Annotated in this window: 14 protein-coding genes; 6 read left to right on the forward strand and 8 right to left on the reverse strand. The window is 42.8% G+C overall.

The window, feature by feature from the left end:
* Position 1 precedes the first annotated feature (1 nt).
* The 5 genes from ACTQ9S_RS04315 to ACTQ9S_RS04335 all read right to left on the reverse strand — a co-directional run bounded on the left by ACTQ9S_RS04315 (position 2) and on the right by ACTQ9S_RS04335 (position 8,916).
* On the reverse strand, positions 2–1,990 hold the full coding sequence (locus ACTQ9S_RS04315) for an IucA/IucC family protein (protein WP_440453952.1): 1,989 nt from the start codon (positions 1,988–1,990) through the stop codon (positions 2–4).
* A 14-nt stretch (positions 1,991–2,004) separates the two neighbouring features.
* The gene (locus ACTQ9S_RS04320; protein ID WP_440453954.1) at positions 2,005–3,276 is read right to left on the reverse strand and encodes an MFS transporter; all 1,272 of its coding nucleotides are present in this window, start codon (positions 3,274–3,276) and stop codon (positions 2,005–2,007) included.
* A complete protein-coding gene (locus ACTQ9S_RS04325) occupies positions 3,276–5,081 on the reverse strand; it encodes an IucA/IucC family protein (protein ID WP_440453956.1) in 1,806 nt (601 codons plus the stop codon). Before ACTQ9S_RS04325 ends, ACTQ9S_RS04320 begins: the two co-directional genes overlap by 1 nt.
* 56 nt (positions 5,082–5,137) lie before the next feature.
* Positions 5,138–6,373: an ATP-grasp domain-containing protein gene (locus ACTQ9S_RS04330; RefSeq protein WP_440453958.1), complete on the reverse strand. Its 1,236-nt coding sequence runs from the start codon at positions 6,371–6,373 to the stop codon at positions 5,138–5,140.
* Between the two features lie 329 nt (positions 6,374–6,702).
* Complete coding sequence (locus tag ACTQ9S_RS04335) at positions 6,703–8,916, reverse strand: TonB-dependent receptor family protein (protein ID WP_440453959.1); 2,214 nt, start codon at positions 8,914–8,916, stop codon at positions 6,703–6,705.
* A 205-nt stretch (positions 8,917–9,121) separates the two neighbouring features.
* Between ACTQ9S_RS04335 and ACTQ9S_RS04340 the strand changes: the two genes are divergently transcribed.
* The 5 genes from ACTQ9S_RS04340 to fecE all read left to right on the forward strand — a co-directional run bounded on the left by ACTQ9S_RS04340 (position 9,122) and on the right by fecE (position 15,478).
* The gene (locus tag ACTQ9S_RS04340; protein WP_440453961.1) at positions 9,122–11,209 is read left to right on the forward strand and encodes a TonB-dependent receptor; all 2,088 of its coding nucleotides are present in this window, start codon (positions 9,122–9,124) and stop codon (positions 11,207–11,209) included.
* A 104-nt stretch (positions 11,210–11,313) separates the two neighbouring features.
* Complete coding sequence (locus ACTQ9S_RS04345; protein WP_440453962.1) at positions 11,314–12,405, forward strand: ABC transporter substrate-binding protein; 1,092 nt, start codon at positions 11,314–11,316, stop codon at positions 12,403–12,405.
* Between the two features lie 42 nt (positions 12,406–12,447).
* Positions 12,448–13,524, forward strand: a complete 1,077-nt coding sequence (locus ACTQ9S_RS04350; RefSeq protein ID WP_440453963.1) for a FecCD family ABC transporter permease — start codon at positions 12,448–12,450, stop codon at positions 13,522–13,524.
* Positions 13,525–13,679: 155 nt separating this feature from the next.
* On the forward strand, positions 13,680–14,711 hold the full coding sequence (locus tag ACTQ9S_RS04355; RefSeq protein ID WP_440453964.1) for a FecCD family ABC transporter permease: 1,032 nt from the start codon (positions 13,680–13,682) through the stop codon (positions 14,709–14,711).
* Positions 14,711–15,478 (forward strand): Fe(3+) dicitrate ABC transporter ATP-binding protein FecE, encoded by a 768-nt coding sequence (fecE, locus tag ACTQ9S_RS04360; protein WP_440453966.1) that lies wholly within the window; start codon positions 14,711–14,713, stop codon positions 15,476–15,478. Before ACTQ9S_RS04355 ends, fecE begins: the two co-directional genes overlap by 1 nt.
* A gap of 88 nt (positions 15,479–15,566) precedes the next feature.
* On the opposite strand, the gene ACTQ9S_RS04365 is transcribed toward fecE, so the two are convergent.
* A complete protein-coding gene (locus ACTQ9S_RS04365; RefSeq protein WP_440453968.1) occupies positions 15,567–16,688 on the reverse strand; it encodes a Fic family protein in 1,122 nt (373 codons plus the stop codon).
* A 609-nt stretch (positions 16,689–17,297) separates the two neighbouring features.
* Positions 17,298–17,525, reverse strand: a complete 228-nt coding sequence (locus ACTQ9S_RS04370) for a helix-turn-helix domain-containing protein (RefSeq protein ID WP_440453969.1) — start codon at positions 17,523–17,525, stop codon at positions 17,298–17,300.
* Between the two features lie 446 nt (positions 17,526–17,971).
* Here ACTQ9S_RS04370 and ACTQ9S_RS04375 point away from each other — a divergent pair, with 446 nt between their 5' ends.
* The gene (locus ACTQ9S_RS04375; protein ID WP_440453970.1) at positions 17,972–18,721 is read left to right on the forward strand and encodes an MBL fold metallo-hydrolase; all 750 of its coding nucleotides are present in this window, start codon (positions 17,972–17,974) and stop codon (positions 18,719–18,721) included.
* 619 nt (positions 18,722–19,340) lie between these two features.
* On the opposite strand, the gene ACTQ9S_RS04380 is transcribed toward ACTQ9S_RS04375, so the two are convergent.
* Positions 19,341–19,538: a hypothetical protein gene (locus ACTQ9S_RS04380; protein ID WP_440453972.1), complete on the reverse strand. Its 198-nt coding sequence runs from the start codon at positions 19,536–19,538 to the stop codon at positions 19,341–19,343.
* Positions 19,539–19,950 lie beyond the last annotated feature (412 nt).

The raw sequence follows: 19,950 nt of genomic DNA on the forward strand, positions 1-19,950 counted from the left end.
TTTAGGCAACCTTTGATTCAGATGATTTATGAGTTTTTATATTGTCTTTATTGGCGTTGAGCATAGAGGACTGCCACGGGCAAGGGAGCATCACGTAGGCGGAATGTTTATCAGCAAGCGTGAGTAATCGAGTTTTATAATTGGTCTTGCTTGGTAAGCTGCCACCAGCTAACAAATCCTGAATTTCAGGCTGAATGCCATATACCAGCTGCCAATTCATTAATATGTCTTTGACACGCTGCCAAAGTAGCGCCTCTAAAACCTCTGCTGATTGCGCGCCTCGGCATAAATAGAAGATCGCTTCACTAAGATTGTTCACAAAAACGCAATAGGCAATGCGCGACCATCCTGCCGTTTTAGAGTAGCGGATGGACTGTTTGCAACGCTCAGATAAACCTGTTGCGTTATCAAGTAACCACATCGTATCAACCAATTTGGTGCCTTCAAGATCTCGAATCCAAACGCATGCAGGCAGCCCTTGATGAAAGCCAATCACCGTATTTTGTAAATGCGGCTCGAACACAACGCCATGGTTAAAGAAATAATCAAACGTGCCGTCAATTAAAGTATTGGCATAACGGCTGAACCATAAACAGGCTAGAGTGTCATAAGCTGATTTATCATGATTACTTTGACCAGTGTGGACGCAATGTTTTTGTAGCTGGCGCTCGATGACGCTGTCTCCGAACCTATCCTCCGTAAATAAGGCAGCAGCAACTTGCGGCGTAAGATATTTAATTTCATCAGTAGTAAAAGACTCTCGAAATAACATGCCAAAGGTTTCGGTAATACACTGAGTCGAGTTAGCGTCATCATTTGAGAACTTGGCGGTCATATCAAGGGTTGCGGCACCCGGCTCTAACATCAGCTTAAAAGCTGGCGCGGTCAAGCGTTTACTATGATCAATTTTTTCTAAAATAGCATTTAGGTACACGGCGCTGTGTAGCTCATACCAGGCGTTTTTGCGAATGCAATTGGTCAGACGAACATGAATGGAACATTTTATAAAATGCGACAGCTGATCGTGATATAAGGTGCGCACCGATGAAGTTGGGGATACTGCCTTACCAGTCAGACCAAGCGGTATCATATATCCTGATGCGATTGCGCGCTTGATGGTCAGATTTGCCAAGATGCCGTCGGCTTCCCACGGATGGCAAGGGTAGTAAACCCAATCGGTTTCGCTATCAGTATTTAAACTACCAGTGTCTGAATTAACGGACTCTAATAAGTCGCCAGCGTCAGCAAGTAACGTCCGAGCGATGTTGCTCAATACGGTTTTGGTATCTTTGCCAATATAGCTGACGAGGGAGGAATCAACTTTAAACCAAAATAAGGCAAACTGACTTTGGGTTTCGGGCGAGTGCGCTAATAAGGAGGTCATGTTGACCCCTTGTCGGCTTTTAGGAGACGGATGATACGCATGACCCCAAAGTAATGCCTGCTCGCTATCTATATAGCCATTAACGGTAGGTATGTCACGCTGCATACCGTGATGGTAGCTAGTAGCGTGGCTAGTAGAAGACTGTAAAAAGGCAGTTGTCACGCTGATGCTATTACTAATCTGATTTTTTAACTCTTGATTGATGTCTATCTGATAACGAGTAGCAATATAATCATGAAGATAATCTACCAATTGGTAAATGTTTAGGCATACCCACGGTTGATTATCTGCTTTTAGCCAAGGTGCTCCGCTGGGCTGACACTTCCCTAGGTGACTGAAATATGCCACTGGCAATACGATTTTTGCAGAAGAAGAGACATCATTAGCCAAAGGAAATCGAATCGTCAGTAGTCGCTCGCTCGGGCAGGCGCGGTTATCCCGTAAACACAGTGGCAAATCGTCATAAGACTCATCGATGCCCATATCTTGATTGGGAATGGCAAACTCACGAAGATAACAGTTGATGACGTTCATGAGTGCATGCTGTTCAGATTTATACTGATGGTATTGTGATAGCAAGCTTGGTACTGGGTTATTTGGTTTCATAGGTGATGTCTTTTTTAGATGTTTTTAAAGTAGGTGTGATTTTTAGCACTCGTTGAATAGTGTTGATGCATTTTGATGGTTATCATTGCAATAATTGCCATCACTGCTGAGAGGGTAAACGGAGAGAGCAGACCAAATATAGGTACAAATAGAGTGACCGACAATCCTGCTAGCACGCCGCCCCATTTTGATAGCGCATCGTATCTGGAAAATATTTTGCCGCTATGTTTAGACTGGTTGGTATTCGCCATTTGTGCATGCAGGCTTTGGTAACACATAAACATGCCCACGCCAAATAACATCCTAGCCAACCAAATTAAGGGAAGGTAATCCGTCAAATGCAGCAAAACTGCACCTGCCAATACCGCAAAACCAATATTGAGTGATGCTGCTGGCATGCGCTGGCTGATGCGTCCATATAGCAGCTGACAGATCAGATACATGATATGAGGCATGGCATATAACTGTCCTATTTGAGAGGTGCTAAGCCCAAAAGTTTTGGCAAATGGCAAAAAATATGGGAAAGTCACTACCATACAAAAGGCTAAGAAAAACTGCAGCACTGATATAAACAGATAAGGATTGGCGAAAAAAGCTGCGCCCGTTAGACTTTGTGCTGAGTGCTCCGTCTCCTTTTTATCGCTTTTAGCTTTGTTACTGCTTTTAGTGTTTGCAGATGCTTTTGGTAACTCGATAGTATTTTCTATTGTGCCGACATTGCCTGGTGCGATAACGTCTTTTTTTAACAAAAAACTGAGTAGTAATGCTAATAACGGTAGTATGGCAAGCACGCGATATAAACTTAATACTTCATAATGGTGTACCAAAAATCCCAGCCCAATCGGGGCGGTAATAAGGGCAAGCCGTGCTGAAAACTGAGTGAAATTTAACACCCGTTTTAAGGCGTTTTTGTCGGTAATACTGGTAGCTAAATATGCGTTTGAGGCAGCCATAGTCCCGCCAAACAGCCCCTGAATACTCAGCCCTATGATAAGCTGCCATAAAGACTGAGAAAAACCGCATATTAAGAACCCTACTGCCAACCCCAGCTCTGCCCGCAACAGGGATGTCTTGCGACCATAAGTATCGGCGAAACGTCCCCAATATCTGGCAGCGATAGCAGTCATTAGGGTTGGTAGTATAAAGAGCAAACCAACCCAGCCTGATTGCAATGGCGCATCCAGCTCTTGGAGCATGATTGGCAAAAACAAAGGCATACCTAAAGCAGAAAACGCGGACATGTAGTGACAACATAGGACGATTGCCACCATAATTCGATAGCTCATTAGAAATCCTGATTGTGTTGCTGCATAATTTTTAAGGTATTGGGTGCTGATTTGCCATAGAACTTATTAATATCTGTCGCGCCAGACTGCTCTTTTGATAACAGACTGCCAGCACACAACAAGTATTTGATATACCAATGCTGATTCTCTAATAAGACTTGCTTGGCAAGATGGGTGTCGTAACCCTGTTTAGAGAGGCTGTGTAAGGTCGTATCAATACCGCTTATGAGGGTTTGATAGGCATGATGACGGTCGATGATGTTATGGGCGCTCATCATCTCAATAATGGCAACGATGTCTAGCTGGAGCGTAATGGTCAAAAACATCTGCGCCAAAGCCAACTCATCCTCAACGACGATACGTTGGTCTTTAATATCCTTGATGTCATTAATAGCACTGCTATTAATGACATCGCCTAAATCAATTTGTGCCATGCCAGCGTTAAATCGTGGGGGATAAAGGCGTGCAGAATCATTGTCTTTCATGAGCAAGGTCATCGTGCTGCTATGTTGGTCAAATACAATGACGGCATTTTGCTGATTGGCTTCTAGCGCAATACCATATTTGATCCATAAATTTAAATGAACATGGCATAACAGATGAATGTACTCTTTTAACCAAACCTGACTATCACCGTCATAAAACTTTGCAATTAAGTGACTGATAAAGGGGCGACCATCAGGCATGACGCTGCCAAATGCTGCCACAGGTACAGGGGTTTTATCCGTTAAATTGATATCATCATAGCGCCTCACGATAAAGGCGAAGGTTCTATCATCGCCCATATGACCGCCTAGGCTTTCATCGCAATGCGCGTAACACCCTTGCAGCGAGGCATCATTTTTTTCAATCAACTGTAAGGTTCGTTGAAACCAGTAACCGTCATAAATGGTTGAGGGCTTAATTAAGCGCACGTTTTTATTGCCCAATGTGCGGACGATGAGCGCCACTTTAATATGAATGTTTGGGGCATCACAGCACACCACCGTACGCACAGATAAGGTCGGTTGTACGTTTACCGCAGACTTAGGTGCCAATATAAGTTGCCGTGTATCATCCTTGACAGCAGATTGTTGCAGCAGCGGCAGGGTTAACGGATGTATGGGAAACAGATGGTGAGTCTGTTGAAGATTGCTATCGAGACCCACGTCTTCGAAGCTTGGCCAAATACTAGGCAGCTCAGAGCATAAGGTAGCCATCTCTTTAGAGACAGCGACCCAATATAGTTTAAATGTCGGCGCAAACTCTGGACTGTAGGATGCGACATCAGACGCATCCAAACCAAGCTTGGCGCGGGCAGTCGGATAATAAGGATGGTCTAAATACGAGGCGACTTGATCAGCGTATAGCAAACGCTCAGACCAGCTCGGGTAATCATTAATATTGCGCTCAAGATGGCGACGTTGAGACTCAAACCCTTGGCGTGCTAACGCTCGGTGTTCAGTGGCACAATCAAGCTCAATCAGATAGCTGTCAAGCGCGGTCTCAGAGGCATCTGACAACTGTTTGAGGATGGCAACAAAATCCTGATAGTCATTATTGATGATGTAACCGTCTAAGTTTTGTTGAATCCACAGTGGGCTGGCAAGTTGCCAATATTGCATATAGTCACTGGCTATAATCGGCAACCAGTCGGTTTGTTGAGGTGAGGTTATTTTTAACCATAACTTTTGCTGTTTCAACACTTCTGGCAGATGAGGAACATCAAATTCTGTTTCGATGACCGTATTATTTGATAGCAGCCCATAAACATCTTCACGGATGCAGGTGTTAATAAAGCGCTCGGTAATATATTGCTTATCCATTTAAACTCTCAAAATAGAACAATTAAAATGTGTAAAAAAAGGTGAGTAACAACGTCTTACGACTGAAACTGCCACTGCAGGTCTACTATGGCATCGTTCATCGCGTCATTCATAGTGTTCTCGCAATTAGAATAAGCCAGTAGTCGGCTCAAATAGTCTTTATTAGAGTGGGTAATTTGAATGGTTTGATGTTGCTTTTTTAAGGGTTGATGGATGATGACCGTTTGCTGCGTTTGCTTATTAAATGGGCTGGGTGCCGCGCAAATCGTGCCTGATTGAGGTGCAACAATGTAATGAATGCGTGCATGCGTACTGATGGCGAGCTGCCCGAAATCTGCCTCCAACTCAGCAATGCTAACCCCTTGATGCAATCTAACAATGGTATCAAACCAAGGGTAGTGCGCCATATCATGTAATAAAAACTCTCTGCCATCGCCGATGCTACGATAATTGATTTCAACCAAATGGACATCACCCGTTGGGGTAATAATAAACTCACTGTGACAGACGCCAAGTTCAACACCGATATCTTGCAGAATCGATAAACAGCGCTCACGGTAATGTAAACATAATGGCGTATTCCAAACCGCATCAAGCTCTACAAAATGCGGCGGCTCGGTCAATGTCACCTCAAAGCCGCCTACCGCCACCAAGCGCTCACTATCTCCGAGTGTCTCTAACGTAATCAAGCGCCCAGCCACATAGGACTCAACCAAAATAGGCAGGGTCTTTGATTGCCAAAAATCTTGGCAATAACTGAGCAGCTCATTTTTATCCATACAAAGCTGAACGTCCATGCTAGCGACGCCTTGCTTGGGTTTGGCGACTATAGGAAAACTGATGGCAAGATTATCAAGGTATAAATCTTTAGCGCTTAGCAGCTGATAGTCAGCTTGATATAAATGAGCAGAATGTAGCTGTTTTCTCATCAAGTACTTGTCTTTAAAAACCAAGCAGTGACGCCAGTCTTTACTAGGCAAATGGAAGAAGTCAGCGACGATAGCAGTTGAGGCTTGTAGATGGTCACTATTACTAAAGACCAGATTGGGCAGGATATGATAAGTATTTAATGTGTCAATGATTGCTAGAGGATTAAATACATCGCATTCAAGGATACTAATTTGCGCCCCTAAAGGCGTCGCTATTAGCGTATCCATGTGCACCTCTTTATGATCGGTTATGACAATCAATGGGCTGTCAGGGTCGTGTCTTAAGTTTAGTAAGGCAGGGATGAAACCTTCAATAACTGCATCGTTGACCACATGAGTGATGAGAACCGTCGCATAGGACATAAAGCTTTCCTCTTATAATGAACTACCAATAAAAACAAGCATGACAATATTTTCGTGACCGTAATGATATTGATAATGAGAATCATTTACAAGTAAAACATGAAAATATTACGCAATTAATGGCAAAAATCTAGCAATTTTTTTGAAGAGGGGGTTGATGACGGGCAGCTCAGCCATTTTCCATTACTCACATAGAGAGTGGCTGTGTTTTGTAATATAGTTGGTAAGAGCGCTAAGCAGTTATCAATGTTTTTTTGAAATAAAAGCAAATCGGAAGTAGATTTGCTTTTATCGTTGCGAGATCTTTCAGGATTAGGGTTTATTAACTCTTAAAACTGATAGTTGAGCCCTAATTTGTACGAACGTCCGGGTGCAGGATAGCGACCGACAGGACTGGTATCGATACCTCGGAAATAATACTGTTCATCAAACAGGTTATTAATACCGAACTGAACAGACAGCTTTTCGTTCTTTGTATCTTGCAGCGTCTTTTGCAGGCTCAAGTTCCAGACTTGATAGGCAGGTGTTTCGCCAATACCGCCGTCTGTACTTTCTTCAACGGTATTGGCATTATCGGCATAGGCTTTGTCATAGTACACACCAGATAAAGTGGCGTTGTAATCTTGATGCTTATAGCTGGCATGCCAGCCCAACTGATGTGGCGAGCTGTACGGCAATTGATTGCCTTCATTTGCACCTTCTTTTAGCGTGGCATCAAGATAGTTGTAACTAAGACCAACATCTAGGTTTTTGAATGTTTTTGGGCTATAAGTAATCGCAGTCTCCAAGCCTTGATGCAGGGTACGCCCTACATTATCAAAGCTTTGATCACGACTGTTCCATTGCAGCTGATCTTTAAAATCTATGCGATACAGTCCCAAGGTGGCTTGCAGGTTATCCAGGGTATAGCGTGTACCTATTTCATAATTCCACGCAAGCTCACTACCTTCTTCACCATTACCACGAATATTGGCAATTTGCGGCGTTCTCAGCGACTTCTGCGCGTTGGCATAAATTAGCCATAGATTGTCATCCGATTTGTTTAATGCATAAGACGTTGTTAGTCCAGGCAGCCATTCTGTAATGGTATTGTCTGTTTGTGTGTTATTACCGGCATCATTAAATATCATTTTTGCATTTTCATAACGAATACCAGGGGTAATTTTTAGGCGCTCATCCATAAAGCTCATCTCATCGCTAAGATAAGCGGCCCATGCATCTGTTTGTAGATTCCAATCACGGGGCGTAGTGGTCGTACCATCCGCAAGTTTGGTTTGCGTCAGTTTATAATCGATATCTTCATTGACATAGCGCATGCCACTGATGAGATGGTGTTTGATGTTTTTGGTATCGCCAAATTGAACAGAAAACTTCGGCTCTACGCCATAGACGTTAAACTCCCGAGGGGAGGTGCGCAGGCTATCTGCTGCAATAGCAGGGTCTGCCCAATGTACGCCTTGCTGGTTAGCTTGTGAATTAAATCCCCATTCAAAATTACGCGTGGCATGATGCCCAAAAGTGGTCAGGTCTAACACCGCTTGGTCACCAATATTTAAGTAGTTTTTGTACTTAGCATGCCAGCGCGTTGATTTGCCTTGATAGGCTTCAAATGGGCGCTGGCTCTGTTCTATATTTTGGTCATAGGCAGAGGGCGACAGTGCCCCCGGCATTTCTGTATCGGCATCATAGTATTGTAAAAACCCTTCTAATTCCTGATTGTCATCAATATACCAAAGGGCTTTGGCTTGCAGGTTAGTGACTTCAGTGTCTGAGTGATCTCTAAAGCTATCCCCCTTAATACCGTTGGCTTCCACTTGTACACCCAACTTGTCATTCAACCAGCGACTGTGTCGCGCGTATAAACTGGTCAACGGCTTACCGTTTTGCTCAAATATAGTTAAATTGGTGCCAATCTCAGTTTGAGTCTCTTTAGCAATAGGTTTGGTAATCAGGTTAATCACGCCGCCAACATTATTTGGACCGTATTGGGTCGCAGCCCCGCCGCGTACGACATCGATGCGCTCAAGATTATCAAGGGTTGCTGGAAAGATAGACTGACCGGTATGACCGTAAGGCGCTAAGGTTAAAGGGATACCGTCCATCAAAAACTGCGCTTGTCCACTGCGGCTAGCATGTAAACCGCGGATAGAGATGTTAGGTAATACACCAGTCCCCGTTTCATCATCGATTTTGACGCCTGGGATAAATTGTAGTGCACCGTCAATTGAGTTGCTCACGGTTTTTTTTATAAATTTATTGTCAATAACCGTGCGATTTCCTGCAAATGCTTTCACCTCGTTAGCACTAGAATTGCCTAACTTGTCTGCAGTAACTACGATCGGCGCTGCGGTAAAAGAATGTACTTGCGTTGCTGCTTTATTATTAAGGGGATTGTCTGAGGTAATGGCACTGCTTGTGATAGAAGTATCTGAGCGCGCCTCAACGCTAGTTTTCTTGCTAATGGGCGTCACCTCAGCACTGCTTTGTTGATAAATGCAAAGCATAGCAAGACAAAGTGCAGAACGTTTAAAAATAATAATCATAACAATTCCAATTATTTAGCAGGTATTTATGTCAGTCAAAGATGAACAGTGTTACTAAAACGTTGCAATTATAAACAGTAATAGTTATCATTTGCAAAATTATTATCATTTGCATAAAAAGTTATTGATAAATTTCCATTAATAATTATTGCTACTAAGCCACTAACAACCTCGCTCATTAACTAAAAATTCTATGGATCCAAATATGTCTCACCATCAATATAAACGCCTAGTGACTGCGGTTCGTGCTCAATTATTACTAACCATGATGACGACTGGTCTAACCATGGCGGTGAGTCAACAAGTTGCTGCTCAAGAGACAGCTATACAGCCATTAACAACACTACCATCAACGACGCTTGCGCCCATTGTGGTCACGGCTAAAACCTATGAAGGCTATGCTGCTTACACCCCAACGTCAGGTACGAAGACCAATACCGAATGGCTAGATGTGCCGCAGTCGGTATCAGTAGTGACTAAAACGGAGCTAGAGGATAGGGGTGCGGTACGCGTGATGGACGCGATGAAAGGCGTTGCAGGTTTGAATAACACGCTTGGCGAAGGTAGCCGAGACGAGTTTGTGATACGCGGGTTTAATGGTTTAAACGATGTCTATAGTGATGGCATGCGTGATGATGGCAAATTGCAGTCCTATCGCAGCCTCGCCAATGTAGAGCGCGTAGAAGTGGTCAAAGGTCCAGCGGGCACGTTGTATGGGCGCGGTAGTGCAGGTGGTATTATCAACCTCGTCAGTAAAAAAGCAGAAGGTGAAAACTTCGATAAGGTGCAGGCGCAAGTGGGTAGCGACGGCTTAGCCGTGGCGCGCGTCGATAGCTCGCACAAATTATCAGATACCGTCAATGCCCGTATCAATGCCGAGTATCGCCGCAGTGATTCATATGTCGATCATGTCGATTCAAATGATGTCTTTATCGCACCAACGGTACGTTGGCAGCCGACTGACCAGCAAACGCTTGATTTCTCCCTCGATTTTATGCGTCAGCACCTTGTGCCTTATCGCGGCGTACCCTCCAAAAATGGTAAGCCTGTTGATGTACCTCCTAATACTTTTTATGGCGGCAGCAATGATTACCAAGATTCAGATACTTGGCATGCCAATGTCAATCATGAGCTCGATATCAATGACAACGTTAAATGGACAAATCGGGCGTCATACAGCCATATCACGTTAGAACAAAAAGGCACCCGTCAGTCGTCAGCGGATGTGACTGACAACAAAGTTGGGCGAACCGTTAATAATTTTGGTTATGATCCACGCACAAGTAAGACGTTGCAATCTGAGCTGGCTTGGAATAAAGGCAATCATGAATTGCTTTTTGGTGCTGATTATAATGATATCGACATTGATTTGACCCTTGCCACTGATAAAAGTGTACCACCCACATCGGCAACCAATCCAAACGCGGGCGCGACACCCAACCCAGGTTTTCCCGCATTTCGTAAAAATAGTACCCAAAGTGTCGGTATCTTTGCACAAGATATCTACCATATTGGCGACTGGTCACTAGTTGGCAATGTTCGCTATGACAATATCCAGATGGACCAAAACTTTCAAGGTCAAGATAGCGAGCTAAACGACGACAAGTTCAGCTACCGCGCAGGCGTCGTTTATAAGTTTACTGATGCCACCTCCGCTTATGCTACCGTTGCGCGTTCATGGCAGCTGCCTTATTCTGGAACGTTTATCAATCCAAAGTTGGGCGCACTTTACCAGACCGACCTAAAAGAGATCGGGCTGAAAACGTATCTAAATAATGACGATATTATGCTCAATGCTTCTTTATATCAGATTGATAAAGAAGACCCAAAAACCAATGACAATCGTGAAGTGACGGATAAAGATGAGTTTCGTCATCAAGGGCTGGAGCTTGAGGCGCGCGGTAAGATTCGGGACAACTGGGATGTATCAGCAGGTTATAGTTATTTAGATGCTGAAGATAAAAAAACAGGGCTTGTACCAAATGATGTCCCAGAGCAGACCTTTTCATTATGGACCGCCTATCAGCCCGATGACCAATGGCGTGTCGGCGGCGGCGTGAATTATATAAGTGATCGCTACGCAGGGGACGCAGAGGCAGTTGAGCTAGCTGGCTATACGACCGTAGATTTAATGACTGCCTACACCATGGGCAAACATAATCTGCAATTGAATCTAAATAATGCTCTAGATAAAGACTATGCGCTTGGGGCTACCAATGGCACCTCGGGCAAAAATCAAATTGGTCTTGGTGCGCCTAGAACATGGTTGTTGACATATAACTATGCGTTTTAAAAACTTGAATCATTTTATGGTCTTTAATTGACGTCATAGTTTTATATTCAGTGCTCTATCCGTCTAATGCTCAATCAATTTAATGATATTAAGAAAAGCTACTTATGAATCAACGTCCAAAGCTCACGCTTATTTTACCCTTGCTGGTCATCGTATTGATTGTGGTTGGCGGTATTTTTTTTATTGTGAATCAAAAAAACAATGTTACGGCAACGCCATCATTGAATGCTGATAATGGCGTATCGACAGCAGCAGTTACTCAGCCAAATGGCAGTAGTAGCAGTAGCGACAATAATGGTGTTCTTCTACTAACTGATGAAGAAATCAAAGCGCGTTTGCCCAATCTGAGCGACTATCCGAGTGACCCAAAGCGCATCGTAGTGCTCGAATACTCATTTTTAGGAGATGCGTTAGCTTTAGGTCTGATGCCAGTTGGTATTGCCGATGACAATAAGCCTGACAGTATTATTGCCGAGTTTACCAAACAACTCTCGGATTACACCTCTGTCGGTTCAAGATATCAGCCAAGCCTTGAAGCCATCGCTGATTTAAAACCTGATCTGATAATAGCGGATGATGAGCGCCATACCGTCATCGCCGATGAGCTTGGTCGTATTGCACCGTCGATTGTACTCAAAAGTCGCGGCGAGAGTTATGTAGAGAATATCCAGACGGCGCAATTGGTCGGGCATATCGTACACCAAGATAAAAAAATATCTCGAGTCATCAACACGCATCTAAAAAAGATGGCAGATTTAAAGTCGCAACTGGCAACAACCCCACTTGCTAACCACAGCGTGCAGTTTGCTATTATCAGTGATAAAGGCATGTGGCTACATGGTCCAAGCTCGTATGCCGGTAGCTTACTTAATCATCTAAATATCAAAAGCCCCATTCCACAGCAAACAGGTGAGGCGTATATCGCAACCAGTTTGGAGCAATTATTAGCGGCTAATCCTGATTGGCTCTTAATTGGACGTTATAACGAACACACCATTTATGATGAGTGGAAGTCCTCGCCGCTATTTAATCAGCTAACGGCGGTTAAAAAGAATCAGGTCATCGAAGTCGACCCCAATTATTGGGCGCTCAATCGCAGTATGCAGTCTGCTGAATACATGACAGCTGAGCTGCTTGAGATTGCTAAGCAAAAAGGCAAAAAAGATTCAAATACTGCTTTAAAAGAGTCAAATTAATGAGACATTGCACTACTGTCTTTTTAAAGAAAGGCGGCTTTTATGGTTGAACCGCAACTGAGCCGCTCAGCTTCTATATCGCTAAAACCCCATATTGCAAAGCGCCCGATAACACGGGCGTTATTATGGTGTGGGCTATTATTTATTTTACTGATTGGCTGCTGGCAAGGGTTAACGGCGTATTCAAAATTTGCCCTGTCGCTGACGGATCTATTTTCCTTATTGACGCAGCACAATGGTCAAGCGTCGCTAACCGCACAATTATTAATAGAGATTCGCCTGCCGCGCGTGCTCGTGGCGATTATAGTGGGTGCTAATTTGGCGGTAGCTGGACTGCTAATGCAGGTCATGACCCGTAACTCGCTGGCATCTCCTGCGGTATTGGGTATTAATGCAGGGGCAGCTTGTGTGGTTGCTTTATCTTCTATTGGTTTAGGATTTGCCTTTTTAACCTCTACCTTTTTGCAAGCGATGGTCGGCGCAGTGGTTTCTTGTGCCCTCGTTGCAGGATTGGCAGGTTATTTTTCTGGTCGTCCAGTGCATCCTGTCCGTCTGATTTTATCAGGCGTTGCTATCAATGCGCTGCTGGTCGGTATGACTCGCGCGGCGCTGATTACTACGGATGAGCAGGCGTATGGGGTGTTGTATTGGCTGGCAGGCTCCATTGCCAATACGCGCTGGGAGTCCATTTCTATGCTAGCGGTTATATCGCTGCTGACATTAGGGTATGCGTGGTGGTTATCACCTAAGTTAAATGTATTGGTGCTGGGCGATGATGTAGCAAGCAGCCTTGGAGTAAACCTACGTGCATTACAGTGGTCGTGCGGGGCATTGATTACGATATTAACGGCTATCAGTGTGGCGGTCGCAGGTCCTATTGCCTTTGTCGGTTTGATTATCCCGCATGTTGCCAAGCGCCTGCTAAAACAGGTATCCAATATGGCTTATGAGCAGATTCTGCCATTGTCTATGCTGCTTGGCAGTATATTGATGGTGTGGGCGGATGTTTTGTCACGGGCAGTCGCTTATCCAGCAGAGACACCAGTGGGTTTATTAACCGCTCTAATTGGGACACCCGTTTTTATTGCGCTGGCATGCAGACGGCGACTCGATAGCTAATAAAAATAAGTGTGAAATACTTTATAAGTGACGGTTCAATGTAAAAGTCTGTTAATAAGCTTTTACGGCTTATCAAGACTCAAGACCGTTAAGTCTGTATGTATGCTAACTAAAAGCGACTCAATACTCTATCAAGCAATAAAAGTAAGCAACGAATGACAATAAAAACCAACGCCTCTTCATCTCGCTCAAACTCGCTATGTGCTAATAAGTCTGCAAGTAGGGCGGTGGTACTGATTATTGTGATGCTATTTATCCTTAGTGTGAGCAGCATCTTTTTTGGTGCCAGTGAATTAACGCTAGTGCAAATCTGGCAGCATTTACAGCAAGGATTTGGCGGCGACAAAGATTTTATTGTTTGGCAGCACCGATTGCCAAGAACACTATTATCAATTTTAGTGGGGGCAAGTCTTGGCTTGTCAGGCTCATTAGTGCAAGGGGTCATTCGCAACCCGTTAGCATCGCCTGATTTGATGGGTATCAGTGCTGGCGCAGGGTTCTGCGCGACTTTGTTATTGGTTATGCTTCCTGCTGCACCCACGTGGTGGCTATCTGTCGCAGCTTTACTTGGTGGATTATTGGCGTTTTGTTTTATCATGCTATTGGCACAAATATCTCAGCCAACGCCCGCACGCTTGGCACTTATAGGCGTTGCCATTAGTGCCTTTTTAACCAGTGGAATTAATTTTTTACTGGTCATTTATCCAGTTGAAATTAACACCGCGATGATTTGGTTGACCGGTAGTTTGTGGGGTCGCAGCTGGCAACATATTCCGATGCTAACGATAATATTTGTCGTACTGATGGCGGTTAGTATGTATTTAGCGTGGCGCTTGGATGTGCTAGGACTTGGTGAGCAGACAGCATATCATCTTGGTGTATCAGTAAAATCCCTAGAATTCACCACGTTATTAGTCGCGGTGGTTATTGCAAGTTTAGCCGTATCCGTTGCAGGAACAGTCAGTTTTATTGGTTTATTAGCACCGCATATTGCACGACTGCTCTTTGGGCATCAGCACCGTATCTTACTACCAGCGTCAGCGTTGATAGGTGCCATCATTTTAGTCACCGCAGATTTATTGGCACGCAGTCTGTTTGCCCCTATTGAGCTGCCAGCTGGCGTCTTAACCTCAGTGATCGGTGCGCCTTATTTTATCTTTTTACTTTCGCGCTATAAGGGGTGGTGATGCTATCATTGAATGAACTACAGCTTGGCTATTATGGCGGACAGACAGTTATCAAGAACTTGTCCCTTGAGCTGCCAGAAAATAAAGTCGTGGGGCTAATTGGTCCAAATGGTTGCGGAAAATCTACGCTATTAAAAGGCTTGTGCAGGCTGATTCAACCTCAATCGGGTAGTATTCTACTCAGACAACAAGATATGGCGCAATTGAACAATCGTCAGATTTCTCGTCAGATATCGGTATTGCCGCAAGCGCAAACTAATCCTGAAGGCTTGACTGTCAGGCAGTTGGTCGAGTATGGCAGAACGCCCTATGTCTCACATTGGGGTAAATTGAGCTCGACAGACAACCAGATAGTAGATAGCGTCGTGCATGAGATGTCTATTCAATCTCTAGCTGAGACATCACTTGAAGCTTTGTCAGGCGGCCAACAGCAGCGCGCTTGGCTCGCGATGGTTTTAGCGCAGGATACGGATATTATCATGCTGGATGAGCCCACCACTTATTTAGATATCTCCTACCAAATAGAGCTGATGCGACTCATTCGGGAATTAAAAGATAAAGGCAAAAGCATCATCGTTGTGCTCCACGACCTTAACCAAGCAGCGAGATATTGTGATTTATTGGTGGTTCTAAAGTCGGGCGAATTAAAAATGATGGGAACCCCTGCTGAAGTGATGACAGAGGCAATGCTGGCTGACATATTTGACGTGCAAGCCAAAGTGATTATAGACCCTGTCGCAGGCTCACCGATGTGTGTGTATTTATAACCCCTTATATTATCAAACCCTAGTATTGCCAACATCACCTAAGTAAAATAATTATACTAACTTATAGTGGATAATTATCTAGAATCAACTATACAACCACCTTGTAACTTGTACTACGTCCTGAAGCGGCAGACTTTTTCAACATACCTTTTTCTACCAAATCATTAATATCTCTCAACGCGGTATCTGCTGAACACTTCGTCATCGTCGCCCATTTTTTGGTCGTGAGCTTGCCATAAAAGTCAGTCAGTAATACGTTGAGCATCTTTACTTGCCTTGGGTTCAATGGTTGCTGACGATAGGTGTGCCAAAAGCTTGCTTTGCTGATAATTTTATTCGTTGTTGTTTGTGCTGATAGCAATGCTTGCTCTAGTGCTTGTAAAAACCAAACCAACCATTCAGTAATATCTGAATCCCCTTTTTGAGTACGTTCTAGTATTTTGTAGTATTCATTACGCTGTTTAAGTATTTGAGCTGACATACTATAAAAACGTTGCGTACTATCATCACTTTGCGCTAGCACCCGTTCAGTTATTGCACGAGTTAAGCGGCCATTGCCATCATCAAAAGGATGCAATGTGACAAACCATAGATGAGCGACACCCGCTTTAATGACAAGGTCTAAATTATCCTGCTCATCAGCTGGCGTATTAAACCATAATAGAAAGCGCTCTAACTCTATAGGTAATCTATCTGCACTTGGCGCCACAAAATGAACCTGTTCACGTCCGTAGCCACCAGATATCACTTGCATAGGTCCTTTACTATCATCACGGATTTCTCCTGCTTTAATACTATACAGTCCACTATATCCTGTCGGGAACAAAGCGTTATGCCATCCCAGTAAGTCATTCAGTGCCAGTGGCGTTTGATAATCATAAGTGGCAGCAAGCATCATCTCAACAATCGCATCAATTTCATGCGTAGTAGCAGGCATGTCATTAGTCTCTAAGCCTAAGTGACGCGCAACAGAAGAACGTACTTGCTCATCATTTAACGTCTCACCTTCAATCTCAGACGTTTTAACCACTTCAAGAGTGACAGCATCTAACTGTGCTTCAACGTTCAAATCAAACCCTAACGTTAATAGTTTGCCAAGCAGGTGTCCCTGTAGCATCCGCAAACGACTAACTAGTGGCAATAGTTTTTTATCCGACCATTGCCATTGTGTCCAGTCTGATCTTTCATGGATATAAGTCACATGCTTCATGATTTTCCCTAAGTTATGCGGTAATTAGAAGTTTATTCTCTGCATATTATGCAGAGAATAAAAGGTTTGTTCAATGCATTTCAGGTATGAGAAAGCGTTGTAAAGAGTACCAATTAAGAGAATAGAGTGAATAAATTAGCTCTAATGGACGAAAATCTAGGTTAGTTCTCACATAATTCAGGAAAGAGTAGGGGTCAAAGTACTGTAAAATGGCAGTGACCAATTACGAGTTAAATATTAATGCATGTTAATTTTATACTGATTTTTATTGTGAGTATAAAGCTATAAGCCTTTAAAGACAGTGCATGTAAGATTATGCTGTTTAAGGATTGTTGCTTGACCTACCTTGACATGGTAGAGGTCAGCAGTTCGAATCTGCTTATGCCTACCAAATTCGAAAGTCCCAATCTTATGATTGGGACTTTTTTTATGCCTGTAATATAAGGGCTATAGCGAAAAATCTTTGCTTGCGGCACTCTATAATCAAGGTTGTCTAGTTAGCTATAAATTAGCCAGAAAAGCGACGGTGACCAAACGGTGACCAGCCCTCAAAAATTACTAAAACGTAAACCTTCTTTTTGATCTCTACCTCAATTTTCAACTTTAAGTCTATTTCTCAATATTTTCTGATTCACTTTCTTCTACATATTCAAAAATATCTCCAACTTCTACTTCTAAATACTTGCATAGCTTATCTATAGTATCGAAATCAATTCTTGTAGATTGATCGTTATAAATTTTGTGCAAAGTGGTTTTACTTATACCTGTCGCTCTAACTGCATCCGCTACTTTTAGTCTTCTTTCAGCTAATAATGTTGGAAGATGATTAACTAGCATTCTAAAACTCCAATTAAAGTTATAAAAAGTGAGCTATGATGAATAAATTGTAGAAACTAACATGGGCGATTTTAATCAGACAGCTCGATGGTGATGACCCATGCTGTCGATTTCCTAGTCATTAAATTCATATCTAACACTTGCAGTTCGATGCTTGTATAGCTCACTCAAGCAACTGTTGATCAAGTCGATTGGAGATACAGCATCACTCGATTGCCATTTTGACCAGCTCAAGAGCAGATATTGAAGAGCTAGAATAAACAATGAGGTTTGTAGATATTATAAAGCTATGAAGTGCTAATCAACTAACTTGGTCTACTAATGTCACATAAAACACATACAGTGTAATGCTTTATGCATACACTATGTTAGAATATAATATATAAAACATAGATACAATAAGCAGTATGTTGGGCATCGTCTACCACATCAGATAAGGAGTAATCATGATATTTCATCAATTGTACGAACCCCTTTCTAGCACCTATACCTATCTGCTAGGAGACGAGGATACAGGTCAGGCTATCCTGATTGATCCGGTCATCGCGACCATGGATCGTGACTTGGCTGAAGTACATAGATTGGGGCTGGATTTGGTTTACACAGTTGACACGCATATTCATGCAGACCACATTACTGCAGCATTAGAAATGAAGCGTGCTGTCGGTAGCAAGATTGCAGCACCTGCCTTTGACCGTCTACCGTGTGTAGATGTCGGGCTGGAAGAAGGAAAACCTTTACAGGTTGCTGGTATTACCTTGCATCCATTGCATACGCCGGGACACACTGATGGTCATTTTGCGTATCTCTATAATGAGCGGGTGTTCACTGGTGATGCTTTACTTATCGATGGATGTGGTCGGACCGACTTCCAGAACGGCGATGCCGATGCACTGTATAAATCTGTGCGGCAGAAACTTTTTTCTTTGCCAGACGACACGCTGGTCTATCCTGCGCACGACTATAAGGAGCGCTTTGTATCTTCAATCGCTCAGGAAAAAAAGCGCAATCCACGGCTTGGCGGGGACATAACACTCGAAGAATTCAAGGTCATCATGAGCAACCTAAATCTATCGTATCCAAAATTCATTGACTATGCTGTCCCTGGCAACCAGCAGTGCGGTGTCTGCCCAGAGGATTTACCAGAAAATTTAGCCACTTACTGTCGCCAGATGATGCAGAGCGTTCAAGGATAATATTCCTGATTTCAAGGGATTCGATGTTTTCACTCTCAACCTATGCTACACGTACTTTTGATAGTTTAGATTGAAATGGGAGAGGAATATAGTCAAGATATTTTTTAAGCATACATATTAATTATCAAAATCAATAGTTAAAAAAATAGAAACCTATAATTATTGACCCTTGCTATCAAATCCGTAGATATTAACTTAGGATTTTTTAATCAGGCAACCTAACGGCAGAGTCCATTGATTAATCTTTAGTAGACTTGCTCAAATAAGCTCTAATACACATCATTAGCTCAACAGTCTAATACAAGTGATTCCATGATAACGGTCTATTCTGAGTAGTCTGTAAATTTATTTACAGGGATATCAGGCTGATTCCGCTGAGGTATATTCTTAAAAACAAGCCTTTGTCCTTATTGGAAAAACACAAAATATAACAGGAAGTATTGTTAATACCTAGGGTGTCACGACTTAATAATATCTTTTTAAGCCTTTTTAGTCATTAATTTAATGCCTAACTCAAGGAATACAATCCCACATATTTTACTTAAAACAGTTTTAAATGATGGGTTTTTTCTTAAGCTTTTGGATTAAAAATATTGGTTAATACACCTTGCTTGTATATTTACCAAGCATTTAAAGACTTGAAACTGAGGTTTGCGCAATTTTTATCTTCCTGCAAGCTGTTTGCTATTAAAAACTCCTTTTTGCTCGTTATCATCTTAAAGCTTAGATAACATAAGTGACTTGCGCAGATATATTTCACTAGCATAAATGCCGTTGGGGATTTGGCTAGTAATACTGGTAAACCTAGCGAAGCCAATAAAGTATGTACTAAAATGCCTGATTAATGCCCAAAAAAGAATAAAATCCAGCTTTCCTGCCTTGTGAAATACTACGTGTGATGAGATACATACTATCTGTGTCTAGAATTAGGTTAACAAAATGGCAGCCACGATAAGTCCTACATAGTTCTCAATACCAAACATAGGTAACACTTTCTTTCGATGGCGTTAGACACTCAGAATATTATAGATTACTTGGATCTTTCAACAAACCAATAACGGCTGAGGCCATAATACTTTTGTTATTGATGTATTATTAAATCAATTTCGTCAGATTTGTTTGCCTAACTTCAATATGACATTATTTGATAAAGTCACGTTATTCCAATAAAGCCACTGTATTAGGCTGTTGTCTGAATGCGAAGGACATTAGTGAGGCGAGACTAAGCT

Origin of the sequence: Psychrobacter sp. ASPA161_9, from assembly GCF_051970275.1 — a bacterium.
GTDB lineage: Bacteria > Pseudomonadota > Gammaproteobacteria > Pseudomonadales > Moraxellaceae > Psychrobacter.